Origin of the sequence: Serratia sarumanii, assembly GCF_029962605.1 — a bacterium.
GTDB classification, from domain to species: Bacteria; Pseudomonadota; Gammaproteobacteria; order Enterobacterales; family Enterobacteriaceae; genus Serratia; species Serratia sarumanii.
This window is the reverse complement of the sequence record NZ_CP124750.1, coordinates 19,649-44,600: the sequence shown is the minus strand read 5'-3', so window position 1 is coordinate 44,600 and position 24,952 is coordinate 19,649. Positions and strand designations below refer to the sequence as shown.

Sequence of the window (24,952 nt, the reverse complement as noted above, 5' to 3'; positions counted from 1 at the left end):
TCGTGCTCATTCAGTGAACGCTTTGGCACATTTCGATACATTTCGGCGTTGGCGCTCCCTACAGTATAGAGAGTAACCCGCGCGCCGGGGCGACGGCTTCACGCAGCCATCCGCCCCTTCTTCTATCAGTAGGTTAGCGCAGCGATTTGATCGTTAACCACACAGTTCACAGGGCATTGATAATCATTTTCAATATCATTTAATTAACTATAATGATCCGACTGCTTACGCGGTGCTCACGCTTTGCGCCGCCCATACACCACTGGAGATGATGATTATGAGTTATTCACTGCCATCCCTGCCGTACGCTTACGACGCACTGGAACCGCATTTCGACAAGCAGACGATGGAAATCCATCACACCAAACACCATCAGACCTACGTCAACAACGCCAACACCGTGCTGGAAGCCTACCCTGAGCTGGCCAAATACAGCGTTGAAGAGCTGATCCAGGATCTGGATAAAGTGCCTGCCGACAAACGCACCTTCATGCGCAACAACGCCGGCGGCCACGCCAACCACAGCTTCTTCTGGAAAAACCTGAAAACCGGCACCACGCTGGGCGGCGATCTGAAAGCGGCCATCGAGCGCGATTTCGGCAGCGTTGAGAAATTCCAGGAAGAGTTCGAGAAAGCTGCAGCCACCCGCTTCGGTTCCGGTTGGGCCTGGCTGGTGCTGAAAGACGGCAAACTGGCCGTGGTGTCTACCGCTAACCAGGACAGCCCGCTGATGGGCGAAGCGGTCGCCGGCGCTTCCGGTTTCCCAATCATCGGCCTGGACGTGTGGGAACACGCTTACTACCTGAAATATCAGAACAAACGTCCTGACTACATCAAGGCGTTCTGGAACGTGGTCAACTGGGATGAAGCCGCCGCACGCTTCGCCGCGAAGAAGTAATTCGCCCCCGTTGATGCAGATGCCCGCCACCGGCGGGTATTTTTTTGCCTGAAATCCGCTAAAGTTTGACCACGTCTTGCCGATGGTTTGTTCAATTGACGTTCGCCCGGAGAAGGAAAAAACGCTATGGCGGCATTGCAAGCATTGGCAGGAAAGTTCACTCATCTCACCGTAGGTAAAAAGCTCGGTCTCGGCTTCGCACTGTTGCTGCTGTTGGCGGTCATCATCGCCGGCACCGGGGCGCAATATCTGCATATCATCGAATCACGCGCCGATCGCATCGACTTCAGCAACCGGCTGAACGAAGAGATCAACCAGGCCAAATACAACCGCGCCATGTACGGCCAAACCTACCGGCCGGAGTATATTCAGAACAACCGCGCCAATATTGAAAACGCCGTCAAACTGATAGACCACGGGCAGGCGCTGGACTGGGACGCCCAAAGCCGCAAGGATCTGCAGCGTCTGGTGACGCTGATCGGGGAATATCAGCAGCAGCAAAAAGAGTTTGAACAGGCGGTCACGGCGAAAGACGCGGTGCGCCAGAGCTGGAACATGTCGGAAGTGCAGGCCAGCCTGAGCCAGGTGGAGCGCCAGCTGACCAACGGCGATCTGCAGTTGGCCTTCATCCAGCTGAACCAGAAGCTGACCCAGGTGCGCTACGGCGCGCGCGGCCTGCTGCTGAGCCTGAACAAGGAAACCGAAGCCCCGCTGATGGCGGCCATCGACGATGCGCGCGACGCGGCCAATGCCTTGAGCCGCCGGGTCAGCGACGCGCAGCGCCCGCAGCTGCAACCGCTGCTGGCCGCGCTGGACGATTACAAAAACCGCATCGCGGCCTACCTGCCGGCCTATGAGCACGAACAGCAAATCAGCCGGCGGCTCGGCGAACGCGCGCAGGCGATCGGCATGCTGGTGAACGCCTTTATGCAGGACGAGCTGGCGCAGACCCACAATGATATCAATCTCGCGCAGCTGCAGATGGGCATCACCACGCTGATCGCCATCATCGCCGGGGTGCTTATCGCCTGGCGCATCACCCTGCAGATCACCCGTCCGCTGCACAGCACGCTGGCCATGGCGGAACGCATCGCCAGCGGCGACCTGCGCCAGGCGCAGACCAGCACCCGGCGCGACGAGTTGGGGCAGCTGCTGAACGCGGTGGCGGCGATGAGCCAAAACCTGCGCACCATGATTGAGAAGATCCAGATGGGGGTCAGCCAGGTCTCCACCGCCTCGGCGGAAATCGCCGCCGGCAACACCGACCTCTCCTCACGCACCGAACAGCAGGCGGCGGCGGTCGAGGAAACCGCCGCCAGCATGGAACAGCTGACCGCCACGGTGAAACAGAACGCCGACAACGCCCATCACGCCAATCAGCTGGCCACCGACGCCTCGCAGACCGCGCAGCAGGGCGGCAAGCTGGTGGAAAACGTGGTCAGCACCATGCGCGATATTTCCAGCAGTTCGCAGCGTATCGCCGAAATTACCACCCTGATCAACGGCATTGCCTTTCAAACCAATATCTTGGCGCTCAACGCCGCGGTGGAAGCGGCACGCGCCGGCGAACAGGGCCGCGGCTTCTCGGTGGTCGCCAGCGAAGTGCGCAGCCTGGCGAGCCGCAGCGCCCAGGCGGCCAAGGAGATCGAAGGGCTGATCGCCGAATCGGTCAGCCGGGTGAAAACCGGCACCGAACTGGTGGAAAGCACCGGCAACACCATGGAACAGATCGTCCGCTCGGTCACCCACGTGCGCGACATCATGGCTGAAATCGCCGCCGCTTCCGATGAGCAGACGCGTGGCATCGCCCAGATTGGCCAGGCGATCGTCGAGATGGACCACACCACCCAGCAGAACGCCGCGCTGGTGGAAGAGTCCGCCGCCGCCGCCGATTCGCTGGAAGAACAGGCCGACATGCTGCTGCAGAGCGTCTCGGTGTTCCGTTTGGCGGAGCAGACCGAACCCGCCGCCGTGAAAGCCGCCGCGCCGAAAGCGCCGGCGGTAAAACCCGCGGCCGCCAACGCTGCAGCGGAAGAGAACTGGACCACCTTCTGACGCCCCGCCGCCCGCCCGAGGATTTTCGGGCGGGTTGTTATGTCCCCCCGGCGCAACTCAGGCTATGCTGAGCCTTCGACGCGAGACACGGAGGCGCACATGCATCACCCAGACGTTTACATCGGCAGCATCCAACCCTATGAAGGCGGGCGCCCCAGCGCCATCGCCAAACGCCAGGTGGATGGCGCCATCCGGCTCACGCCGCTCGGCCTGGAAGGCGACGAGCAGGCGGAAAAAAGCTATCACGGCGGGCCGGACCGCGCGCTGTGCCACTACCCGCGCGAGCATTACGCCCACTGGCGCGCGCAGTTTCCGGCGCAGGCCGAGCAATTTTGCGCCCCGGCCTTCGGCGAGAATATCTCCACCGAAGGGCTGACCGAACACAATGTGTTTATGGGCGACATCTTCCGCTGGGGCGAGGCGCTGATCCAGGTCACTCAGCCGCGCTCGCCGTGCTTCAAGCTCAATTATCACTTCGCCATCGAGGACATTTCGGTGCTGATGCAGCAAAGCGGCCGCTGCGGCTGGCTGTATCGGGTGGTGTCGCCGGGCGCGGTCAGCGGCGATCGTCCGCTGGCGCTGGCGGCGCGCAACAGCGACGTGTCGGTGGCCGAAGCTATCGCCATCGCCTGGCATATGCCGTTCGACGCCGAACAGTATCGCCGCCTGTTGGCGGTCGCCGGCCTCTCCGCCAGCTGGAGCAAGACCATGCTCACGCGGCTTGCCGAAGGGCACCTTGAGGACTTCAACCGCCGCCTGCTCGGCCGTTGAAAGCGCGGGCGGAAAAGATGAAAAACGTGCGCCGAATGCCGCGTTAACCCTGTTCTTCCGCCTATACTGTAGCCGCGTGTTTTTCAGCCAGGAGCCAGGTAATGACCACCCCGAACCATTCGATTCATCACGCCGCCGCCGAGGGCTATCAGGCCAATGCCGATCGCTATATGAAAGGCCGGCCGGATTATCCGCCGGAAATCGCCGCTTGGCTGCGCGAGACTATCGGCCTGCACGCCGGCATGACGGTCATCGATCTCGGCGCCGGCACCGGCAAGTTCACCCCGCGCCTGCTGGAAACCGGCGCTCAGGCGATCGCCGTCGAACCGGTGCCGCAAATGCTGGAAAAACTGTCGGCGGCGCTGCCGCAGGTGAAAACGCTGGCGGGCACCGCCGAGGCGATCCCGTTGCCGGACGAGTCGGTCGATGCGGTAGTGTGCGCCCAATCCTTCCACTGGTTCGCCACGCCGCAGGCGCTGGCGGAGATCCGGCGCATTCTCAAACCCGGCGGCAAACTCGGTCTGGTGTGGAACATGCGCGATGCGCGCGTCGGCTGGGTGCGTAAACTGAATCAGATCGTCGATCGCCACGAAGGCGATGCGCCGCGTTTCTATACCGGCGAATGGCGCAAGTTCTTCCCGTTCAAAGGCTTTGAACCGCTGCAGGAGCAGGTCTTTATGTTGAGCCACCGCGGCGCGATGGAGGACGTGATCTACAACCGGGTGCGTTCAACCAGCTTTATCGCCGCGCTGCCGCAGCCGCAACAGGAGCAGGTTATCGATCAATTGCGCCAGCTGGTGGCGGAAGAAGAGGAGCTACGGGGCCAGGACACGGTCACCGTGCCCTATCAGACCAAGGCGTATTTCACCACCAAGGTCTGACGCCCGGGGGTTCAGAACGCTTTCTTGGCGTAACCGGTGACCGCTTTCAGGCCCATCTCGCGGCCCAGCGCGGTCATCGGATGCACCACGATCAGCCCGCGCGCGCTTTTCTTCAGCGCGCCCATGTCGGCCTGCTCTTTCTTGGTGATTTCGCGGCTGAACGGCAGCTTGCTCAGCTTCTGCGCTTCGGCGCTCAGCTTCTCGCCGCGCACGTTTTTCAGGCGCTCGATCTCCGTCGCCAGCTTCTCTTTCTCTTTGGTGTGCTGCGCAATCAACTCAGGGTTGCCCTGTTGGATCACGGTGGCGTCTTTGTGGTTCAAGGCGTCCAGCAGGTCGCTCAGGCGCTTGATCTCTGCCTTTTCTTTCTCTTTCATGGTCTCTGGCCCGTTGTGCCCAAAATGGCACGCTAATCAATGATACCGGCATTGTAGCAAAAGGCGCGCGCCGTTACCCGTCCTGCGCAATGCCGGGCGGCAGGCCGCTCATCTCGCAGGCTCTGGCGCCGAGCCGGGCCAACGCCTGGGTGTAGCGCGCGTTGAACGGGTAGCAACAGGAGAGCCGCAGCGCGTTGCGATAGCGCCCGCTGGGGGAATACAGGGTGCCCGGCGTCAAACAGATCTGCTCTTCCAGCAGTTGGTGGAACAGCGCTACGCTGTCCACGTTGGGGGGGAACTCAACCCAAAACACGAAGCCGCCCGCCGGCTGCGTGGCCAGCGTGCCGCGCGGGAAATGCCGGGCGATCAGCGCCCGCGCCTCGTCTACCTGCGCCGCATAGCGCTTGCGCAGGTTGCGCAAATGGTGATCGTAACCGCCGCTCTCCAGGAAGGTCGCCAGCGTTTCCGACAGCAGCTGCGACTCGGACATCGACGACACCGCCTTCAGCTTGCGCAACGCCTCGTGAAAGCGGCCGCCGCAGATCCAGCCGACGCGAAAATCCGGCGCCAGCGTTTTGGTGAAGCTGGAGCAAAACAGCACCCAGCCGTCGCGATCGAACGCCTTCACCGCCGGCGACAGCGCGCCGCCGAACTGAATCTCGGCATACAGCCCGTCTTCAATCAACGGCACCTGATGATCGTTCATCAGCCGAGCCAGCCGCTTTTTCGCCGCCAGCGGCATGGTGCAGCCCAGCGGGTTTTGCACCGTGGGCATGGCAATCACCGCGTTCAGCCGTTTCTCGTTCAATAGCAGCTCCAGCGCGTCCAGCGACAGCCCCAGCTGCGGATCGGTGGGGATTTCCAGCGCTTTCAGCCCCAGGCTGGCCAGCAGCGGCAGCAGGTAGAAGTAGGTCGGTGACTCCAGCCCGACGCAGTCGCCCGGTTTGGTGGTGACGCGCAGCGCCAGCTGCAACGCCTCCATGCAGCCGTGGGTCAGCACCACGTCGCCCGGCTCCAGCAGCATGCCCAGCGTCATCGAACGGCGGGCGATCTGCTGACGCAGCCGCAGGCTGCCGGGCGGCAACGAATACTGTCCGATCAGATCCGGTTGACGGCGCAGCTGAGAGGACAGCATGCGCCCCAGCTTGCCGCCGGGATAAAAATCGCTGGTCTGCGGGCAGGCCAGCGCAATGTTGGTGAAGGCCGGATTCTGCTGGGCGGCGAACACAGTATCGATCAGCGCCAGCACGTCGTCCGCCGGCGGCTCGATGCGGCCGCTGGGCGCCGAGGCCATCTTCAGCGCCGGCAGCGTGCTGCGGACATAAAACCCCGATTGCGGCCGCGCTTCGATCAACCCGCGATCCTCCAGCGTGCGGTAAGCCGACACCACGGTATTAATGCTGACGCGATGGGTTTGCGCACAGCGCCGCACCGAAGGCAAGCGGTCGCCGGGCAGCAGCGTGCCGCGGCGAATGGCCTCGGCCAGCGTATCCGCCAGCTGCAGGTAACGGGTATCCGGGGTTTCATCGAGCAGGGTCACAGTTTCTCTCCAGGCAATGGGTACAGTTTACATTTTGCAAAACTGTAACCATAACAATATCCAATTTGTGGCTCTGTCACCATCTCATTGCAGCGATTATGCTGATCCTCTCGTTATTACCGTCATTTTCAAGGAACCTGCCATGCTGGACTCCGCCTTTGTCAGCTACGTCACCGTCATGTCGATTACCCCCGGCCCCAACAACCTGCTGCTGGCCTCGTCGGGCGTCAACTTCGGCCTGCGCCGCACCCTGCCGATGCTGTTCGGCATCGGCGCCGGCTGCGCGGTGCAGTTGGCTATCATTATCCCGCTGCTGGCGCTGGCGCTCAGCTGGGCCGGCGTCATCCGCTTCCCGCTGGCGGTGATCGGCTGCGCCTACCTGCTGTGGCTGTCATGGAAACTGTTCAAGGCGGCCTCGCCGGACGCCAAAGAGCAGGTGAGGCCAATGAGTTTCCTCAACGGCGCGCTGTTTCAGGCGGTCAACCCCAAGGCCTGGCTGATGGTGATCAACGTGGCGATCCTGTTCACCCCGCGCGAAGGCGCCACCTTCTTCCAAACGCTGAGCGTCATCGCAGGTTTCGTCGTGCTGAATTTACCCTGTGTGCTGCTGTGGGCGGTGCTGGGCGACCGGTTGCGCAACGCGCTCCAGGTCGCCTGGAAGCTGCGCGCGTTTAACGGCGTCATGTCCGGCCTGATGGCCGCCACCGCGCTGTGGTTGCTGTTCGACGAGTGGCGCGCGGCCTTTGCTTAGCCGCGGCCGAGAGGAGAGAGTCGGGAAGGTTGTTTGGCGCCGATGCCGGCGATCAGATCGGTAATGGACAGCACCATGGTGGAGCGCACCATCTGCTGATAGCGCTGACGCTGCATGGCGATCAGCGCTTCATCCGCTTCGCCCGGCTGCAGGAAGGTCGGCGCCGGCGGCAGCGCGGCCACGCAGTGCAGCTCGCCGAACGGCCCGAGGATTTCGTCGTCGACGAAGCGGTATTCCGCACCGTCGTGATTCAGCTCTTCGCGCATCGCCATCAGCAGCTCGGCGTCTTCATATTCGTGGCGGGAGATCACCCCCAGCCCATACATCAGCTTCAGGCGCACCGACAGCTCCCCCAGCGGGCCGCTGCCGGACAATAGCGGTTCGACGGCATATTTCACCGCATAGTCGTCCTTGCGGAATACCTGCACCACCAGCACGTTGAGCGCTTCCGCCAGCAGCTCTACCGCCGCGATCAGGAAACTGCGCACCGTTTTGCCCGCGTTCAGCTTTTCCAGAACCTGATTTTCAAATGCCTGTGCTTCTTCCATCATCGCTTTTCGAAAGGCGTGGGGAGGGCCGTCGATGTCGAACTCGGATTGCAGGAGCGCAGCAAGCTGCGCTCGGGTGTTCATCATCACGATTCTACTTGTGCATGGCGTTATACACAGCAACGGCCTCTTCTACAACCTCGCTTTCCGCCGGCAGGCCGGAAATTTGCGCCAGCGCGGCTTTCGGCCCGAGCGTGTTCAGCAATTCCGCCAACTCCTGCGCCTGCGGATCCTGTTCGCTGCGGTAGCTCATGGCGGCGGCGATGCCCTGGATCAGGTTGGCGTGCGGCAGGCCGTATTCCAGCGTGCCCAGCAGCGGTTTGATCAGGCGATCGCCGGCGCTCAGTTTGCGCAGCGGCTGGCGCCCCACGCGCTCGACGTCGTCGTGCAGATACGGGTTTTCGAAGCGGCCGAGGATTTTGTTGATGTAGGCGGCGTGCTTGTCGGCGTCGAAGCCGTAGCGCTTGATCAGCACCGCACCGCTCTCTTCCATCGCTCCTTTCACCACGCGACGGATCGCCGGGTCGAGAATGGCGTCGCGAATGGTTTGCAGCCCGGCCCGTTGGCCAAGGTAGGCGGTGATGGCGTGGCCGGTATTGAGGGTGAACAGCTTGCGCTCGACGAACGCCATCAGGTTGTCGGTCAGCTCCATGCCGGCGATCGCCGGAGGCTGGCCTTTGAACTGGGTCTGATCGACGATCCATTCGCTGAAGGTTTCCACCGTCACTTCCAGCGGATCGCTGCTGTCCGCCGGCGGCACGATGCGGTCGACCGCCGAATCGACGAAACCGACGTGCTGCTCAACCCATGCCTGCTCGTCCTGCGGCAGCGCGGCGAGCACATGCTGCTTCAGCTGGCTGGTGCCGCGCACCATATTCTCGCAGGCGATGATGTTCAGCGGCTGCTCATTGCCCTGCTGATGACGCAGCACCAGCCCTTTGGCGATCGTGCCGGCGATTTTGCCGAGAATTTGCGGGCCAACGGCGGTGGTCACCAGATCCGCCTCGGCGATCAGCGCCACCGCCGCCTCGCTGCCGCTGTTGACGGCGCTGACGTTGTTGACGCTCTCCACGCGTTCTTGCTCGCCCACCACGTGCACCTGATAACTTTTACGGCTGTTCAACAGATCCAGCACCGTTTGATTGACGTCGGCGAAGGTCAGCTCAACCCCGGCGTCCGCCAGCAGCTTGCCGATAAAACCGCGGCCGATGTTCCCTGCGCCAAAATGTAATGCTTTCATAACTCTACCTTCTTAATGTCGAAGGGTGCAGCAAGCTGCACCCTTTAAAATGATTCCGTTATCCGGCTTTTTTGCCGCCGAGCAGGTCCAGCACTTCCTGCACGCTGGTGGTATTCGCCAGCCGCTCGATCACGCTCTCGTCATCCAGCGCGTTGGTCAGGCTGGTGATCACCTGAATATGCTCGTTGTTGCGCGCGGCGATGCCGATCACCAGACGGGCCACTTCATCCTCTTCCTCGCCGAAGCGCACGCCCTGCGGGTACTGGCAGAACACCACGCCGGTGCGCAGCACCCGGTCTTTGGCCTCAATGGTGCCGTGCGGCACGGCGATCGACTCGCCCAGGTAGGTGGAGGTGAGTTTCTCGCGCTCCAGCATCGCCGGCACGTACTCCGCCTCGACGTAGCCGCCTTTCACCAGCTGCTCGCCGGCGAAGCGGATCGCCTGCTCTTTGTCGCTGGCCTGCAGGTTGAGGAACACGTTGCTCTCGCTCAGCTTGAACAGGTTCGATTCACCGGCTTCGAAGCTGTCGTCCAGCGCGCCCAGTACCTTTTGTTGGTTGTCGCTGGTTTTGTTGGCCGCCAGCAAACGGTCGACCAAATCGCTGTACAGCTTGCTGTCGAGGAAGTTGGTCAGCGAGATGTGCTGGGCCTGCGGCGCGTGGCGCATCGCACGCTCGGTCAGATCGCGGTGGGTAATCACCAGATCCACATCGTCCGGCAGGCTGTTGATGGCGCTGTTGGTCACCGAGATGTTCTTCAGCCCGGCGTCGGCCACTTTCTTGCGCAGCACCCCGGCGCCCATGGCGCTGGAACCCATGCCCGCATCGCAGGCGACGATGATTTTGCGCACGGTGCTCAGATCGCCGTCGACCGATGCCGGCGTTGCCGCGCCGCCTTTGGACTGCGATTTCATCTCTTGCATGCGACGGGTCGCGGCTTCCAGATCGTCATCCTCTTTCACCTTGGAGGTTTTCAGTAGGAAAGCGGACACCACGAAGGAGACGACAAAGGCTGCGCACACCGCCGCAATGTTGGCGAAGTAGGCGCCTTTCGGGGTCATCGCCAGCACTGCCAGGATCGAACCCGGAGAAGCCGGAGAAACCAGGCCGCCGTTCAGCATCGTCAGGGTGAAGACGCCGGTCATGCCCCCCAGGATCACCGCCAGCAGCAGGCGTGGGTTCATCAGCACGTAAGGGAAGTAGATTTCGTGGATGCCACCCAGGAAGTGAATGATTGCCGCACCGCCGGCGGATTGCTTGGCGCTGCCGCGACCGAAGAACATGTAGGCCATCAGTACGCCCATGCCCGGGCCTGGGTTGGCTTCGATCAGGAAGAATACCGACTTGCCGACTTCCGTGGCCTGCTGGATACCCAGCGGCGAGAAGATGCCGTGGTTGATGGCGTTGTTCAGGAACAGGATTTTCGCCGGTTCAACGAAGATGGACGCCAGTGGCAGCAGGTTGTTCTTCACCATCACGTGCACGCCCGCCGCCAGCAGCTTGGAGAGCACCTCCACCAGCGGCCCGATGCCCAGGAAAGCCAGGATCGCCAGCAGCATGCCGATGATGCCGGCGGAGAAGTTGTTCACCAGCATTTCAAAACCGCTTTTGATCTTGCCGTCCACCCAGCGGTCAAAGTGCTTGATAGCCCAGCCGCCCAGCGGACCGGCGATCATCGAGCCGAGGAACATCGGCATGTCGGCGCCGACGATGACGCCCATGGTGGTGATAGCGCCGACCACACCGCCGCGCTCGCCGCCCACCAGCCGCCCGCCGGTATAACCGATCAGCAATGGCAGCAGGTAGGTGATCATCGGGCCGACCAGCTTGGCTAAGGTTTCATTCGGCAGCCAGCCGGTTGGAATGAATAGCGCGGTGATAATCCCCCAGGCGATAAAGGCGCCGATGTTGGGCATCACCATGTTGCTCAGGAAGCGGCCAAAGTTTTGTACTTTAACCTTGATGTCTGGTGAAAACATAAAACACACCCCTATTGTTACGCGCTGACAATAGAGCGCGTGATTATTGTTGTGACGATCCAGCCGTGTTGCCGCTGTATGCGAAACGGACTCTATCACGCTGTTTTTGTCATGCGAACTTCACGGATTTTTTGTGACACAAATCACATACAACACCCCAACAAACCACCCTTTATAGTGATAAAGATCACACTTATGGCGTGTAAAAAAAGCACAGTGAGAAAAAAATCGCCTGAAAACCCAAAATAAAGTGATGTTGATCACATTTTTAAACTGATGGTTTGTTTTTAAATTGTGATAAACATCACAATTTATTTTCAACTGCGGCGCCGATCGCGACGCTCTGTTTGATCATCCCTGTGAGCATTCATCCCGCCGGGAACTAGCGAAGTGATGAATGAAAGAAAACTACATTGCCGAATGAATGGATTAATTGAAGTGTAGTACAGAAGCCTGCGCAATAAACCAGCAAGCTATTGGAAACGCTGAGGGGAAATAAAACGGGCCGGCAATGCCGGCCCGTATGTCGTGCATGCGGTGCGTTATTGCGTCACGCTTTGAACGGCTTTCTGCGCATTCAGCAGGTTCTGCTGCTTGGCCACCAGATTCGACATCATGGTGTTGTACTGCGCCACCTGCTGCGCGGTGCGGAACTGAACGCCGTTGTTGTTGAAGCTGACCTGGTTGCCCTGGCTCTGCAGGAAATCGCCAACCTGCACCAGATCCTGCACGAAGCCGGCGGTGGTCGGGATCGCCGGCATCAAGGCATTGGCCGGTGCGGTAACGATCTTGTCATAGGCCTGGTTGTACACCGCCTTCAGATCGTCGGGCTGCTTCAGCGCCGCGCGGGCGGTATCCGCCTGCGATTTAGCGGACTGGATCTGCTGGCCCAGCAGGTTCAACGCGCCGACCGATTGCTGCAGCGCGTCGCGTTTGTTCAGGTAGTCCTGCGCGGTGCGGATCTGGTTAATCTGATCCAGCGCCGGCGTCAGGCTGGCGCCGACCGACTTGGACAGCTGCTGCGAAAAGCCGACCAAAATCGCGTAATCGCCGGCATAGTTGCCGAACTTCTGCTTCTGGTCTTCGCTCAGCGTGGGGATGTTCGCCCCGCTGCGCATCACGGTATTCTGTAAGTAATCGATAAATGCTTTGCGCTGTTCCGGCTCTTTATCGCCGCAGGCGGTCAATTGCATGACCACCAACAATGCCAATACCGGTGCCAACCAACGCGCGAAACCTCTGCTCTGGATCCCTACCGCCATGTGACATAACTCCTGTTATAAACCTGCTTTTTCATTGGACTCCGCCCCTTTTTCCGCACTCCGTGCGCCTATAAGAATAGATCAACTGGCGGCATTCCGATACGCGATTCCGCTTGCGATGAGCATTGCCCCGGCCGGATGCGGTTGAAAATCGTGCGCAAAACGCACTGAGGTTCATTGCCGTCGGCGACCGGACGCTTCAATTTCCCCAAGTCGCCCCCCAATTCGCCAGGCGACCTTGACTTCGCCCCCAGGAAACGGAAATAAAAAAGGCGCCCGCAGGCGCCTTGTCACAGCAGAGAGGCCATTTACTGCAGCACGGAGATATCCGCCACCTGCAGGAACAGTTCGCGCAGCTTGCTCAACAGCGTCAGACGGTTCACGCGCACTTCCGCATCGTCCGCCATGACCATCACGTTGTCGAAGAACGCATCCACCGGCTCGCGCAGCGCAGCCAGCTCCACCAGCGCTTCCTGGTAGTTGCCCGCCGCGAAATACGGCTGCAGCTTGTCGCGCAGCACCACCAGGTGAGTCGCCAGCTGGATCTCCGCTGCATCCTTCAGCACCGAGGCGCGCACGCTGTCGTTCAGCGTTTCGGTAGACTTGGCCAGAATGTTGGAGACGCGTTTGTTGGCCGCAGCCAGCGCCGCCGCCGCTTCCAGCGTACGGAAATGGGAGACCGCCTTGACGCGCGCGTCGAAGTCGGCCGGCTTGGTCGGACGGCGCGCCAGCACCGCCTGAATGGTATCGACAGCGTGGCCTTCCTCCTGATACCAGGCGCGGAAGCGGCCCAGCATGAATTCCACCACCTCGTCGACCACCTTGGCGTTGGTCAGCTTGCTGCCGTACAGGCGCACGGCCTCTTCGGTCAGGGTCTGCAGATCCAGCGGCAGGTTTTTCTCGACGATGATGCGCAATACGCCCAGCGCGGCGCGGCGCAGCGCGAACGGGTCTTTATCGCCTTTCGGATGCTGCCCGATGCCGAAGATGCCGGCCAGGGTGTCCATCTTGTCGGCGATCGCCAGGGAACAGGCCACCAACGACTGCGGCAGCGCATCGCCGGCGTAGCGCGGCTGATACTGCTCGTTCAGCGCAACGGCGACGTCTTCCGCCTCACCGTCGTGGCGCGCGTAGTGCATGCCCATCACGCCCTGGGTGTCGGTGAATTCGAACACCATGTTGGTCATCAGGTCGCACTTCGACAGCAGGCCCGCGCGGGTGGCGTGGTTGACGTCGGCGCCGATCTGGCCGGCAACCCAGCCCGCCAGCGCCTGAATACGGTCGGTCTTGTCGCGCAGGGTGCCCAGCTGCTGTTGGAACAGCACGGTTTCCAGGCGCGGCAGGTTGTCTTCCAGGCGTTTCTTGCGGTCAGTGTTGAAGAAGAACTCGGCGTCGGCCAGGCGCGGACGCACCACCTTTTCGTTACCGGAGATGATCTGCTGCGGGTCTTTCGACTCGATGTTGGCCACGAAGATAAAGTTCGGCAGCAGTTTGCCCGCGGCGTCGTACACCGGGAAATACTTCTGGTCGCCCTTCATGGTGTACACCAGCGCTTCCGCCGGCACCGCCAGGAATTTCTCTTCGAATTTGGCGGTCAGCACCACCGGCCATTCCACCAGCGAGGCCACTTCTTCCAGCAGGCTGTCGCTCAGATCGGCCTTGCCGCCAATCTTCTGCGCCGCCAGCTCGGCATCGCGCTTGATGAGGGCTTTACGCGCTTCATAATCGGCGACCACTTTGCCGCGCTCCAGCAGGATCTGCGGGTATTGGTCGGCGTTGTCGAGGGTGAACTCGGCTTCGCCCATGAAGCGGTGGCCGCGCACGGTGCGCGCAGAGTCGATGCCCAGCACGGTGCCCGGGATCAGATCGGCGCCCAACAGCATCGTGACGGTGTGCACCGGACGCACGAACTGCACGTCGGAGTCGCCCCAACGCATCAGTTTCGGAATCGGCAGTTTGGCCAGCGCGGTGCTGACCATGCCGGCCAGCAGCGCCTGCGCCGACTGGCCTTTGACGTGGGCGCGGTACATCAACCACTCGCCCTTGTCGGTCACCAGGCGTTCAGCCTGATCGACGGTGATGCCGCAGCCGCGCGCCCAGCCTTCGGCCGCTTTGCTCGGTTTGCCTTCGGCGTCGAACGCCTGGGCGATCGCCGGGCCGCGTTTTTCAATTTCGCGATCGGCCTGCGCCGCGCTCAGGTTGGCCACTTTCAGCGCCAGACGGCGCGGTGCGGCGAACCAGCTCACGTCACCGTGTTCCAGGCCGGCGTTGTCCAGCTCGGCGGTGAAGTTGGCGGCGAAAGATTCCGCCAGGGAACGAAGAGCCTTCGGCGGCAGCTCTTCCGTGCCGATTTCCACCAGGAAAGTCTGTTGAGTCATGGCTGCCTCTTAGTTCTCGTTCTTCTTGTTGCACATCGGGAAGCCCAGCGCTTCGCGGGAAGCGTAGTAGGCTTCGGCAACGGCTTTGGTCAGCGTGCGGATGCGCAGAATGTAGCGTTGACGCTCGGTCACCGAAATCGCCTTGCGCGCGTCCAGCAGGTTGAAGGTATGGCCCGCCTTCAGGATGCGTTCGTAGGCCGGCAGCGGCAGCGGTTTTTCCAGCGCCAGCAGCGATTGGGCTTCTTTCTCGTACTGCTCGAAGCAGGAGAACAGGAAGTCGACATCGGCGTATTCGAAGTTGTAGGTGGACTGCTCCACTTCGTTCTGGTGGAACACGTCGCCGTAGGTGGTGACGCCCAGCGGGCCGTTGCTCCACACCAGATCATATACGCTGTCCACGCCCTGGATGTACATCGCCAGGCGCTCCAGGCCGTAAGTGATCTCGCCGGTCACCGGCTTGCACTCCAGGCCGCCGACCTGCTGGAAGTAGGTGAACTGCGTCACTTCCATGCCGTTCAGCCACACTTCCCAACCCAGGCCCCAGGCGCCGAGCGTCGGGTTTTCCCAGTTGTCTTCCACGAAGCGAATGTCGTGGATGGTCGGATCCAGACCCAGCTCTTTCAGCGAGCCCAGGTAGAGTTCCTGAATGTTGTCCGGCGATGGCTTAATCACCACCTGGAACTGGTAGTAGTGCTGCAGACGGTTCGGGTTTTCACCGTAGCGGCCGTCGGTCGGGCGGCGGGATGGCTGCACATAGGCGGCGGCCATCGGCTCCGGCCCCAGTGCGCGCAGGCACGTCATCGGGTGTGAGGTTCCCGCGCCGACTTCCATGTCCAATGGTTGAACGATGGTGCAGCCCTGGCGCGCCCAATAATCCTGCAGTGTCAGGATCAGGCCCTGGAAGGTCTTGGTATCAAACTTTTGCATGTTGAATTCGCACGCGATACAAGTGGATTTAGATGGAATGCGCCAGTATACCCTTTGACCGTAAGATATACAGCCAGAATCCGGCAACAAGTGCGAATCGGGACGAGAAGCGCTGGATTTTCCCGCGGCGGGCGCAGCGGGAAGGACAACACGTTGGCCGGTTACCTTGCCGTTCAGAAAGACATACCCGGCACACACATTAGATCCCCTTAACAAAAATATCACTCACCGCCGTTTAAATAGTCAATTGGCTGAACGCTATTTCCCTCTTCATCGACCAAATTTAAGCTGATTTACGTGCGTATATCCTTATATTTCCCACGAGATAAAGTTGCACCAATGTTATTTTTGTTAATTTTATCAACTAAAAAACTCCCTGCATCGAGAGATAATGTGATCAAGTGCCAGATTATTTCTTATGTCGTGAAAAATAAGGCGATATCGCGCGGCGTGCCGACGCGTTGGGTATGGAAGGAATGGCCATGGATGAAATACGGCGCTAACGGGCCACAGAAACAAATTGACAGTTAATCTTTGGTTATACAATAATAAATAAAATTTTCCCTGGTGTTGGCCAAGTGGCTACCTGATCCTTTCATAGGATCAGTTTTTTTTTGTATTTCCGCCAACGTCACTGCGGCCCGCATAATTCCCCCCAAGCCGCCTTTCGCATAAATCCCTTATCAGACCTTATGGCTTATCCTGATCCTGCGCCCTTGAACGCGCCGATGGCCAATTCAAAAACGCGCGCTGACGCCGACGTTATACATAAACTGTTCGCCGCTGCTCAGCCCGCCGGTTTGCGAGACGGTGGCGAAGGCCGATACCCTGTCCGTCAACGGCATGTTGGCCCCCAACGTGACATCCACCCAGTTTTTGTCCTGGCCCGCACTGTCGCGGGTGAACGAGGTTTGCGTCGATTTCAGGCCGCCGCCGGCGCGGTAGACGTCGTCACCGAACTGGTGCTGATAACTCACTTCCGCATAAGGGTTAAACACGCCGAATTGCGTATCCAGCCGCCAGCCCAACGCGCCGATCTGCGAGTGGTAGGTTTGATCGTTGAAGCGCATGGCGGTGCTGTCATCGCCATCTTCGCTGTAGCCGGAAACGCGGCTGTAATCCCAGGCGAACTGCGCCACCGGCCCGGTGGTCAGGTAAGAAGCGATCGGGAAGTCATAGCCGGCGGTCACGCGCGCGCCCCACTGCCTGCCGGTGGTCGAACCGGTTTCGGTGCGCGTCAGCGGCCCCAGCCGCAGGCTGCGGCGGATGTCGTCATAATCCATCGTCGCATAGTGCAAATCGGCGTTGACCCAGCCCTGCTCGAATATCGCCAGTGAACTGAAAGCCGACAGCAGCAGCCCGCGCGCCTTGTAATCAAAGCGGCTGGAAGGATGTTGATCGTCGTTGGAACCGGCGATCAACGCGCCGATCAGCCAGCCGTCGGTCAGCTGATAGTCCACCCCGAGGGTCAGGTTGTGGGTGGTGGCGTTGCCGTCCCCCGCAGCCCGGTTATCGGCATAGTCATAGTGCTGACCGGCGTAACCACCGAACACGCCCAGCGAACCCTGCGGGTTTTCGCCGTGGCGCAGCTGCTGGAAGCGGCTGTCGAGCGTGGCGCGGCTGTCGCGCGCCATCGCCGCGGTCGCCTGATTCAGCGCCACCACCTGCGCCGGGCCATCCAACACCGCCTGGATATAATCCGCAATCAGCAGGTGCGCCTGCGGGCTCGGGTGGAAATGGTCGGAGAACAGATAGGACTGGCCGGCGTCGAAGCCGGGCATATCGGAGCTGCAGACCGCCGAGGAAACGCCCGGCGGGCAAGCCATGCCGGCGGTGTTGGCGAAGCCGAACTGCGCCGGATTGGCGATCGCTTCGGCGAACAGCTTGTTGACGTCCACCCGCACGATATTGCCGCCGCCCTGCGCCAGCAAACGGTCTTCACTTTGATTATAGAAATCGGTCAGCTGGGCGGCCTGCGCGCTCAGGCTGTCATACGCCGCGATAAGCTGCGTGGCGATCGCCTGCTGCACCTGAGGAATGGCGCTGCCCTGCTTCGCCGCGGCGGCCAACGCCGCGTGGATCGCCTGCGTGCGTGAAGCGTTGTCCGGCGTCGCCACCGAATTAAGCGTGGCATAGGCCGCCTGGATCGCCGCCCCCTGCACCGGCGACAGCGCCTGTTGAATGATCAATTCCATCAGCTGCGGCGTGGAGCCGATGTTCGGCACCGTCGGCACGATCACCGTGCCGGCACCGGCGTTCAGCAGCGAATGCACCTGCGCGGCTGCCGCGGCGGCGCTGTTGTAGGCCACGCCGGGCGCGGTAGCGGCATTTAATGCCGCCGCCGCCAGATCGTTGCCGCCGATCCAATGAACGTACAAACCGTCGCCGTCGGCCTGGCCGTTGACCCGGTTCAGATAGCGCTGCACCTGATCCTGGGTGTTATCGGCCGGGTTCAGGCCCGGCACCGCCACGGCGCCGCCGGCGGCGTAGTTCTCACCGCCGTTGTCCGAAGCCACCAGCGCCGCCCCGATGCGTTGCGCCAACGCTTCGTCGTACAGCAGGTGCTGGTTACCGTCATAGGTGAACCGGCCGTTGTTGCCGGTATCGCTCAGGCTATCGCCAAAGACGTAGAGTTGATCGTACGCCTGAGCCGGAAGGGTCACACTGCAAAGCAACGCCACTGCAAGCGCCGCCGGGCGGGGCATGCACGTTATTTTTAGAGGCATGAATCGACTCCTGAGAGCCTGCAAATGAAGGCAATGTCGTTTTTATCGTTGGCCGGTTTTCCACCGGCCATGTAGTAACTATTGTCGGCTTTTTCGTCACGTCAAGCGGGCCGATGACAAAACAATCAGAGGCTTGCCAAGTTCGGCGCTTCGAGCGATGATTACTGTTCATAAATACAGCATAAGGACAGTCAGGATGGCAGACGAACGTTGCGGTTGGGTGACGGCCGATCCGTTGTATCTCGAGTATCACGACAAGGAATGGGGCGCGCCCACCACCGACGCGCGCGAGCTGTTTGAAATGCTGTGCCTCGAGGGACAGCAGGCCGGCCTTTCCTGGATCACCGTGCTGAAAAAGCGCGAGAACTACCGCCGCGCTTTCCACGGTTTCGATCCGCAGCGGGTCGCCGCCATGACCGAACAGGACGTGGAAAACCTGCTGCAGGACAGCGGCATCATCCGCCACCGCGGCAAGATAGAAGCCATCATCACCAACGCCAAAGCCTATCTGGCGATGGAGGCGGCCGGCGAGAATTTCGTTACCTTCATTTGGGACTTCGTCGGCGGCCGGCCGCAGCTCAACCGCTGGCAGGCGCTGAACCAGGTGCCGGCCAAAACCGAGCAGTCCGACGCCATGTCCAAGGCGCTGAAAAAACGCGGCTTCAAGTTTATCGGCTCCACCGTTTGTTACGCCTTCATGCAGGCCAGCGGGCTGGTGAACGATCATCTCACGGGATGCATGTGCTACCCAAAGCCACGGTGATCCGCCCCTGTGGCCCGGAGGATATCGACCGGCTGATGGCGCTGTGGCTGCCCAGCACCATCGCCGCTCATCCGTTCGTGGCGGAAAAATACTGGCGTGAGAGCGCCACGCTGGTGCGTGAAAACTACCTGCCGCGCGCGCAAAGCTGGGCCTGCTGGCATGACGACGAGATCGTCGGCTTTATCAGCGTGCTGGACGAGCAGTTCATCGGCGCGCTGTTTGTCGAGCGGGCGTTTCACGGCCGCGGCGTCGCCCAGGCGCTGATGACGCACGTGCAGCAGCGCTACCGCCGGCTCAGCCTGGAGGTGTACCAGCAGAACCTGCGCGCCTGCGCGTTCTACCACAGGCACGGTTTTCAGGTGACGCAGCGCCTGTTCAACGATGAAACCCAGGCCTATACGCTGATCATGAACTGGCCGGCAGTCGAAAATTCAACCCGTTATGCTTAAAAAAGGCGCATCTGCACTCCGGATGCGCACAATTAAGAATCCGCTGCATAGCGCCGCCCGGCGTTTTACCGCATAACTCCCCCAGCACTTACCCGCGCTCATCATTTGTCACGTTTTTCTCCGGAACTGCCGGCGAAACCGCGCGTCATAGGTAGCGCGGCGACGCGGGCTCCCTGCGTCACCCACTTTTTTTTGCGTCCCCGCTTTGGGCCGGCGCGTACAGATTCTGATGCCATTAAGGACAAGAACATGAAAAAACGCATTGCAATTATTGCCGGCGCCGTGAGCCTCACGCTCGCGCTGTCGGCCTGTACCACCAACCCTTACACCGGTGAATCCGAAGCCGGTAAATCCGGCATCGGCGCGGGCCTCGGGGCCGCACTGGGCGCCGGTGTCGGCGTGCTGTCCTCTTCCAAGAAAGATCGCGGCAAGGGCGCGCTGATCGGCGCAGCGGCCGGTGCAGCCCTCGGCGGCGGCGCAGGCTATTACATGGACGTGCAGGAAGCCAAACTGCGCGACAAGATGAAAGGCACCGGCGTCAGCGTCACCCGCCAGGGCGACAACATCGTGCTGAACATGCCGAACAACGTGACCTTCGACAGCAGCAGCGCCACGCTGAAACCGGCGGGCGCCAACACCCTGACCGGCGTCGCCATGGTGCTGAAAGAGTATCCGAAAACCGCGGTCAACGTTGTCGGCTACACCGACAGCACCGGCTCCCGCTCGCTCAACATGAACCTGTCGCAGCAGCGCGCCGACGGCGTAGCCAGCGCGCTGATCACCCAGGGCGTGGCGGCGAACCGTATCCGCACCACCGGTGCCGGTCCGGACAACCCGATCGCCTCCAACAGCACCGCGGAAGGCAAGGCGCAAAACCGCCGCGTCGAGATCACCCTCAGCCCGCTGCAGTAATCCCGTGCGGGGCGCCACCGGCGCCCCGCCGCCTCCCTGCGACTTTCTCCTTACCCTTCAACATTCCCGCCCGCACATCGGGTATGGTAGTCTCCTTGGCAATTAACCGCAGGAGGGCTCGGCTGTGAGCACAGGCAAGGCAACGCGCGCCTCAGGACGCGCCACCATCAGCGATGTGGCCAGCATCGCCAAAACCGGCAAGACCAGCGTGTCGCGCTATCTGAATGGTGAACAGCACCTGCTTTCCGACGATCTCAAACAGCGCATCGAACAGGCGATCCAGCAGCTCGACTACCGGCCAAGCCAGATGGCGCGCAGCCTGAAGGGCGGCCAGACCCGCCTGATCGGCCTGATCCTCGCCGATATCACCAACCCCTATTCGGTGGACGTGATGCGCGGCATCGAGGCTGCCTGCCGCCAGCACGGCTTTACCCTGCTGGTGTGTAACACCAACAACGAAGTCAATCAGGAACAGCACTACCTGCAGCTGCTCAGCAGTTACCGGGTGGAGGGCATCGTGGTCAACGCGGTCGGCATGCGCGAGGAAGCGTTATCCACGCTGCAGCAGTCGATGCTGCCGATGGTGCTGATCGACCGCAAAATCCCCGATTTCGCCTGCGACGTGGTGGGTCTGAACAACCGCGAAGCCGCCACCGTCGCCACCGAACACCTGCTGCAACAAGGTTTCGAAGCGATTTTGTTCCTCAGCGAGCCGCTCGGTACGGTCAATACCCGTCTCGAGCGCCTGCACGCTTTCAGACATACCATGGCGCAGCACCCCACGCTGTCGGCGGAGCAGGCCGAAACGCCGCTCAACGATCGGCAGAAGCTGGAGCAGGTGCTGAGCGATTTCAGCGACCGCCATCGCGGCATGCGCAAGGCGGTGATCTCCGCCAACGGCGCCCTGACGCTGCAGGTGGCGCGCGCCATGCGCCGGCTCGGCATCCAGTGGGGCAACGACATCGGCCTGCTGGGCTTCGACGAGCTGGAGTGGGCGGAGCTGGCGGGCGTCGGCATCACCACGCTGAAACAGCCCACCTACCAAATGGGGCACGCGGCGCTGGAGCGGCTGGTGCAGCGCATTCAGGGCCTGGCAGCCCCCAGCGGCGAGCAGATGTTCTCCGGCGAGCTGATCGTCCGCGGCTCCACCACCCGCTAACCCGCCTTCTCCGGGGCCGTTGCCCGCCCCGCCCTCATCGGCTGTTTTTTGCTCAGCTTCGTGATTGCGATCATATTTTTACACTCTGTCGCTTTTCGCTGGAACCGGTTCCATTTAACGTACCGGTAACAGCAGCGGCGGCGACAATGCCGCCTCAGGAGTCAAAATGAAAACAGAAATCATCGTGGTCACCGGCGCCTACGGCACCGATACCGTCAAACAATACGGCGGCCAGCGCGCGCTGTTGCCCATCATCGCCGGCGCGGGCGCCGACGGGGTGGAGATCCGCCGCGAACTGTTCGCCGCCGGCGAATTGGACAGCCTGCCGGCCCTGGCGCAAGAAATCGATCGCCAACAGTTGTTCGCCGTCTACTCCGCTCCTGAGGCGCTGTTCACCCCGCAACATACGCTGAACCCCAACCTGGCGGCGCTGCTGGCGGAAGCGCAGGCGCTGAACGCGCGCCAGCTGAAGCTGTCCCTTGGCCATTTCCGCCCCGGTTTTGATTTTACCGAGCTGAAAGTGGCGCTGGAGCAGCACCCGGTCAAACTGGTGGTCGAAAACGATCAGACGCCGGACTGCGGCATTTTGTCGATGCTGAACGCCTTTTTCCACGCCGCGGAAGATAGCCACCTGCCGGTCAGCATGACCTTCGATATGGCCAACTGGCTGTGGGTGGGGCAAGACGCTTTCGCCGCCGCCGAACGCCTGACCCGCCACGTCGGTTACGTGCACGTCAAAGCCGCCACCCAAGGCCCGCGCGGCTGGCGCGCCGTCGCGCTGGACGATACCGACGGCAGCTGGCGCGATCTGCTGGCCCGCCTGCCGCACGATGCGCCGCGCGGCATCGAATTCCCGTTGCAGGGCGATGATCTGGAAGCCGTCACCCGCCATTACGTCAATATTTTGCGTGCGGAGTAACCCCATGATGACAACGTTAACGGCAACGACGGCGCAGCAGGCGCCCCTGGATGTGGTCACGCTGGGCGAAGCCATGGCGATGTTCGTGGCGGCGCAAACCGGCGATTTGGCGGAGGTGGAAACCTTCACCAAACGCATCGCCGGCGCCGAGCTGAACGTGGCGATCGGCCTGGCGCGCCTGGGCATGAATGTCGGCTGGGTCAGCCGCGTCGGCAACGATTCGTTCGGCCGCTTCACCCTGCAGCAGCTGAAAAAAGAAGGCATCAACTACCGGCAGGTGACGGTCGACGGCCACTATCCCACCGGCTTTCAGGTGAAATCCAAAACCGCCGATGGTACCGATCCCAGCGTGGAGTACTTCCGCAAAGGCTCGGCGGCCAGCCACCTGTCGGTCGCCGATTTCAACCCTGAGTATTTCGGTTCCGCGCGCCACCTGCACCTGAGCGGCGTGGCGGCGGCGCTGTCCAGCGAATCGCTGGCGCTGTGCCACCATGCGGCGCGCGAGATGCGCGCCATGGGCAAAACCATTTCGTTCGATCCCAATCTGCGCCCGGTGCTGTGGCCCAGCCGCGAGGTGATGATCGAGCAGCTGAACCAACTGGCGTTCGCCGCCGACTGGGTGCTGCCGGGGCTGAAAGAAGGGCAGATCCTCACCGGCCAATCGACGCCGGAAGGCATCGCCGATTTCTATCTGGAACGCGGCGTGCAGGCGGTGATCATCAAAACCGGCCCGGACGGCGCCTGGTTTAAAACCGCCGCCGGCGACAAGGCGGCAGTGGCCGCGGTCAAGGTCGACAACGTGGTGGATACCGTCGGCGCCGGTGACGGCTTTGCCGTCGGCACCCTCAGCGCCCTGCTGGAAGGCAAAACGCTGATACAGGCGGTGCAGCGCGGCAACAAAATCGGTTCGCTGGCGATCCAGGCCATCGGCGACAGCGAGGGCCTGCCGACCCGCGCGGCGCTGGCCGAATAACAATAAAAAAAACGACTTCTCCGCATGACGTCAACCTCTGGCCCTACAACCGGGACGCGTCGGGAGAGCATCTGCCCCTTCCTCTTGCATGCCCAGCGTGCCAGGCGAAGGGGACGCAACACCACTGAAGGATACTGAACATGAACAAAGCGACTGTCGCGGCCAAACGCTGGTGGTACATCATGCCCATCGTGTTTATCACCTACAGCCTGGCCTATCTCGATCGCGCCAACTTCAGCTTCGCCTCTGCCGCCGGCATCAATGAAGATCTCGGCATCACCAAAGGCATGTCCTCGCTGCTGGGCGCGCTGTTTTTCCTCGGTTATTTCTTCTTCCAAATTCCCGGCGCCATCTACGCCGAACGCCGCAGCGTCAAAAAATTGATCTTCTGGTGCCTGATCCTGTGGGGCGGCTGCGCCTCGCTGACCGGCGTGGTGAGCAATATTCCGATGCTGGCCGCCATCCGCTTTATCCTCGGCGTGGTGGAAGCGGCGGTGATGCCGGCGATGCTGATCTACATCAGCAACTGGTTCACCAAATCGGAGCGGTCACGCGCCAATACCTTCCTGATCCTCGGCAACCCGGTGACGGTGCTGTGGATGTCGGTGGTGTCCGGCTACCTGATCCACGCCTTCGGCTGGCGCGAAATGTTCATCATCGAAGGCATTCCGGCGGTTATCTGGGCGTTCTGCTGGTGGGTGCTGGCGAAAGACAAACCGGCGCAGGCCGGCTGGTTGAGTGCCGATGAGAAACAGGCGCTGCAGCAGCAGCTGGACGAAGAGCAGAAAGGCATCAAGGCCGTGCGCAACTACGGCGAAGCCTTCCGTTCGCGCAACGTGATCCTGCTGTGCGTGCAGTACTTCGCCTGGAGCATCGGCGTGTACGGCTTCGTGCTGTGGCTGCCTTCCATCCTGCGCAGCGGCATGCAGATGGGCATGGTGGAAGCCGGCTGGCTGTCGGCGGTGCCTTACCTGGCGGCGACCATCGCCATGATCGTGGTCTCCTGGGCGTCGGACAAAATGCAAAACCGCAAGCTGTTCGTCTGGCCGCTACTGCTGATCGGCGCGCTGGCGTTCTTCGGCTCTTACGCCGTCGGCGCCAACCACTTCTGGATCTCCTACGGCCTGCTGGTGGTCGCCGGCGCCGCGATGTACGCCCCCTACGGGCCGTTCTTCGCCATCATTCCGGAAATGCTGCCGAAAAACGTCGCCGGGGGCGCCATGGCGCTGATCAACAGCATGGGCGCGCTGGGGTCGTTCTTCGGTTCGTGGTTCGTCGGCTATCTGAATGGCGCCACCGGCAGCCCGGCGGCCTCTTACATGTTTATGGCCATCGCACTGGTGGTGGCAGTGGTGTTGACGCTGATCGTCAAACCCGCCCGCAACGAGATCCAGCCGCAATTGGCTTGATCCGGTTATACTTTTTATCTGTTAACCCAACCGGGGGGC

General features: G+C 61.5%; 21 protein-coding genes. 12 read left to right on the top strand and 9 right to left on the bottom strand.

Annotated features, from left to right (window positions below; genetic code table 11):
- Positions 1 to 277 precede the first annotated feature (277 nt).
- The 4 genes from sodA to SSARUM_RS00185 all read left to right on the top strand — a co-directional run bounded on the left by sodA (position 278) and on the right by SSARUM_RS00185 (position 4,605).
- Positions 278 to 898 carry a superoxide dismutase [Mn] gene (gene sodA / locus SSARUM_RS00200; RefSeq protein WP_004934003.1) on the top strand — a complete coding sequence of 207 codons (621 nt, stop codon included), beginning with the start codon at positions 278 to 280 and terminating at the stop codon, positions 896 to 898.
- 126 nt (positions 899 to 1,024) lie between these two features.
- Positions 1,025 to 2,953 (top strand): methyl-accepting chemotaxis protein, encoded by a 1,929-nt coding sequence (locus tag SSARUM_RS00195; RefSeq protein ID WP_049215033.1) that lies wholly within the window; start codon positions 1,025 to 1,027, stop codon positions 2,951 to 2,953.
- A gap of 99 nt (positions 2,954 to 3,052) precedes the next feature.
- Positions 3,053 to 3,724: a 6-hydroxyaminopurine reductase gene (gene yiiM / locus SSARUM_RS00190; protein WP_033649535.1), complete on the top strand. Its 672-nt coding sequence runs from the start codon at positions 3,053 to 3,055 to the stop codon at positions 3,722 to 3,724.
- 101 nt (positions 3,725 to 3,825) lie between these two features.
- On the top strand, positions 3,826 to 4,605 hold the full coding sequence (locus SSARUM_RS00185; RefSeq protein ID WP_033649536.1) for a class I SAM-dependent methyltransferase: 780 nt from the start codon (positions 3,826 to 3,828) through the stop codon (positions 4,603 to 4,605).
- A gap of 11 nt (positions 4,606 to 4,616) precedes the next feature.
- Here the strand turns inward: SSARUM_RS00185 and SSARUM_RS00180 are convergent, their stop codons facing one another.
- Positions 4,617 to 4,979 carry a YibL family ribosome-associated protein gene (locus tag SSARUM_RS00180; RefSeq protein ID WP_004933989.1) on the bottom strand — a complete coding sequence of 121 codons (363 nt, stop codon included), beginning with the start codon at positions 4,977 to 4,979 and terminating at the stop codon, positions 4,617 to 4,619.
- Between the two features lie 73 nt (positions 4,980 to 5,052).
- Positions 5,053 to 6,519, bottom strand: coding sequence for an aminotransferase-like domain-containing protein (locus SSARUM_RS00175; RefSeq protein ID WP_033636555.1), 1,467 nt, complete (start codon positions 6,517 to 6,519; stop codon positions 5,053 to 5,055).
- Positions 6,520 to 6,661: 142 nt separating this feature from the next.
- Between SSARUM_RS00175 and SSARUM_RS00170 the strand changes: the two genes are divergently transcribed.
- Complete coding sequence (locus SSARUM_RS00170) at positions 6,662 to 7,270, top strand: LysE family translocator (RefSeq protein ID WP_060431258.1); 609 nt, start codon at positions 6,662 to 6,664, stop codon at positions 7,268 to 7,270.
- Here the strand turns inward: SSARUM_RS00170 and SSARUM_RS00165 are convergent.
- The 7 genes from SSARUM_RS00165 to SSARUM_RS00135 all read right to left on the bottom strand — a co-directional run bounded on the left by SSARUM_RS00165 (position 7,267) and on the right by SSARUM_RS00135 (position 18,329).
- Complete coding sequence (locus SSARUM_RS00165) at positions 7,267 to 7,821, bottom strand: MltR family transcriptional regulator (protein ID WP_033638634.1); 555 nt, start codon at positions 7,819 to 7,821, stop codon at positions 7,267 to 7,269. The genes SSARUM_RS00170 and SSARUM_RS00165 overlap by 4 nt on opposite strands.
- Before the next feature lie 91 nt (positions 7,822 to 7,912).
- Complete coding sequence (gene mtlD, locus SSARUM_RS00160; RefSeq protein ID WP_033653964.1) at positions 7,913 to 9,058, bottom strand: mannitol-1-phosphate 5-dehydrogenase; 1,146 nt, start codon at positions 9,056 to 9,058, stop codon at positions 7,913 to 7,915.
- A 58-nt stretch (positions 9,059 to 9,116) separates the two neighbouring features.
- Positions 9,117 to 11,036, bottom strand: a complete 1,920-nt coding sequence (locus SSARUM_RS00155; RefSeq protein WP_060419927.1) for a PTS mannitol transporter subunit IICBA — start codon at positions 11,034 to 11,036, stop codon at positions 9,117 to 9,119.
- Between the two features lie 542 nt (positions 11,037 to 11,578).
- Positions 11,579 to 12,298 carry a DUF3053 domain-containing protein gene (locus SSARUM_RS00150; protein WP_033636551.1) on the bottom strand — a complete coding sequence of 240 codons (720 nt, stop codon included), beginning with the start codon at positions 12,296 to 12,298 and terminating at the stop codon, positions 11,579 to 11,581.
- A gap of 308 nt (positions 12,299 to 12,606) precedes the next feature.
- Positions 12,607 to 14,676, bottom strand: coding sequence for a glycine--tRNA ligase subunit beta (gene glyS, locus SSARUM_RS00145; protein WP_033649541.1), 2,070 nt, complete (start codon positions 14,674 to 14,676; stop codon positions 12,607 to 12,609).
- A gap of 9 nt (positions 14,677 to 14,685) precedes the next feature.
- Positions 14,686 to 15,603 (bottom strand): glycine--tRNA ligase subunit alpha, encoded by a 918-nt coding sequence (gene glyQ, locus SSARUM_RS00140; protein WP_004933966.1) that lies wholly within the window; start codon positions 15,601 to 15,603, stop codon positions 14,686 to 14,688.
- Positions 15,604 to 16,340: 737 nt separating this feature from the next.
- Positions 16,341 to 18,329 carry an autotransporter outer membrane beta-barrel domain-containing protein gene (locus tag SSARUM_RS00135; protein ID WP_060426676.1) on the bottom strand — a complete coding sequence of 663 codons (1,989 nt, stop codon included), beginning with the start codon at positions 18,327 to 18,329 and terminating at the stop codon, positions 16,341 to 16,343.
- A gap of 196 nt (positions 18,330 to 18,525) precedes the next feature.
- On the opposite strand from SSARUM_RS00135, the gene SSARUM_RS00130 reads away from it, so the two are divergent.
- From SSARUM_RS00130 to SSARUM_RS00100, 7 genes are all read left to right on the top strand, one after another.
- Complete coding sequence (locus SSARUM_RS00130) at positions 18,526 to 19,092, top strand: DNA-3-methyladenine glycosylase I (protein ID WP_060431256.1); 567 nt, start codon at positions 18,526 to 18,528, stop codon at positions 19,090 to 19,092.
- Positions 19,089 to 19,541 carry an N-acetyltransferase gene (locus tag SSARUM_RS00125; protein ID WP_060429040.1) on the top strand — a complete coding sequence of 151 codons (453 nt, stop codon included), beginning with the start codon at positions 19,089 to 19,091 and terminating at the stop codon, positions 19,539 to 19,541. Before SSARUM_RS00130 ends, SSARUM_RS00125 begins: the two co-directional genes overlap by 4 nt.
- 249 nt (positions 19,542 to 19,790) lie before the next feature.
- Entirely contained in the window at positions 19,791 to 20,453 is a 663-nt protein-coding gene (locus tag SSARUM_RS00120; protein WP_033631402.1) for an OmpA family lipoprotein, read from the top strand.
- Between the two features lie 124 nt (positions 20,454 to 20,577).
- On the top strand, positions 20,578 to 21,612 hold the full coding sequence (locus SSARUM_RS00115) for a LacI family DNA-binding transcriptional regulator (protein WP_033649545.1): 1,035 nt from the start codon (positions 20,578 to 20,580) through the stop codon (positions 21,610 to 21,612).
- Between the two features lie 166 nt (positions 21,613 to 21,778).
- Complete coding sequence (locus SSARUM_RS00110) at positions 21,779 to 22,531, top strand: hypothetical protein (protein ID WP_060431254.1); 753 nt, start codon at positions 21,779 to 21,781, stop codon at positions 22,529 to 22,531.
- A gap of 7 nt (positions 22,532 to 22,538) precedes the next feature.
- Positions 22,539 to 23,504 (top strand): sugar kinase, encoded by a 966-nt coding sequence (locus SSARUM_RS00105; protein WP_033649579.1) that lies wholly within the window; start codon positions 22,539 to 22,541, stop codon positions 23,502 to 23,504.
- A 140-nt stretch (positions 23,505 to 23,644) separates the two neighbouring features.
- The gene (locus SSARUM_RS00100; RefSeq protein WP_033636543.1) at positions 23,645 to 24,913 is read left to right on the top strand and encodes an MFS transporter; all 1,269 of its coding nucleotides are present in this window, start codon (positions 23,645 to 23,647) and stop codon (positions 24,911 to 24,913) included.
- Positions 24,914 to 24,952: the final 39 nt, after the last annotated feature.

Coding starts and splice junctions, on each gene's coding strand:
- sodA (WP_004934003.1), top strand. CDS start 278: ATGAGTTATTCACTGCCATCCCTGCCGTACGCTTACGACGCACTGGAA.
- SSARUM_RS00195 (WP_049215033.1), top strand. CDS start 1,025: ATGGCGGCATTGCAAGCATTGGCAGGAAAGTTCACTCATCTCACCGTA.
- yiiM (WP_033649535.1), top strand. CDS start 3,053: ATGCATCACCCAGACGTTTACATCGGCAGCATCCAACCCTATGAAGGC.
- SSARUM_RS00185 (WP_033649536.1), top strand. CDS start 3,826: ATGACCACCCCGAACCATTCGATTCATCACGCCGCCGCCGAGGGCTAT.
- SSARUM_RS00180 (WP_004933989.1), bottom strand. CDS start 4,979: ATGAAAGAGAAAGAAAAGGCAGAGATCAAGCGCCTGAGCGACCTGCTG.
- SSARUM_RS00170 (WP_060431258.1), top strand. CDS start 6,662: ATGCTGGACTCCGCCTTTGTCAGCTACGTCACCGTCATGTCGATTACC.
- SSARUM_RS00165 (WP_033638634.1), bottom strand. CDS start 7,821: ATGATGGAAGAAGCACAGGCATTTGAAAATCAGGTTCTGGAAAAGCTG.
- mtlD (WP_033653964.1), bottom strand. CDS start 9,058: ATGAAAGCATTACATTTTGGCGCAGGGAACATCGGCCGCGGTTTTATC.
- SSARUM_RS00155 (WP_060419927.1), bottom strand. CDS start 11,036: ATGTTTTCACCAGACATCAAGGTTAAAGTACAAAACTTTGGCCGCTTC.
- SSARUM_RS00150 (WP_033636551.1), bottom strand. CDS start 12,298: ATGGCGGTAGGGATCCAGAGCAGAGGTTTCGCGCGTTGGTTGGCACCG.
- glyS (WP_033649541.1), bottom strand. CDS start 14,676: ATGACTCAACAGACTTTCCTGGTGGAAATCGGCACGGAAGAGCTGCCG.
- glyQ (WP_004933966.1), bottom strand. CDS start 15,603: ATGCAAAAGTTTGATACCAAGACCTTCCAGGGCCTGATCCTGACACTG.
- SSARUM_RS00135 (WP_060426676.1), bottom strand. CDS start 18,329: ATGCCTCTAAAAATAACGTGCATGCCCCGCCCGGCGGCGCTTGCAGTG.
- SSARUM_RS00130 (WP_060431256.1), top strand. CDS start 18,526: ATGGCAGACGAACGTTGCGGTTGGGTGACGGCCGATCCGTTGTATCTC.
- SSARUM_RS00120 (WP_033631402.1), top strand. CDS start 19,791: ATGAAAAAACGCATTGCAATTATTGCCGGCGCCGTGAGCCTCACGCTC.
- SSARUM_RS00110 (WP_060431254.1), top strand. CDS start 21,779: ATGAAAACAGAAATCATCGTGGTCACCGGCGCCTACGGCACCGATACC.
- SSARUM_RS00105 (WP_033649579.1), top strand. CDS start 22,539: ATGACAACGTTAACGGCAACGACGGCGCAGCAGGCGCCCCTGGATGTG.
- SSARUM_RS00100 (WP_033636543.1), top strand. CDS start 23,645: ATGAACAAAGCGACTGTCGCGGCCAAACGCTGGTGGTACATCATGCCC.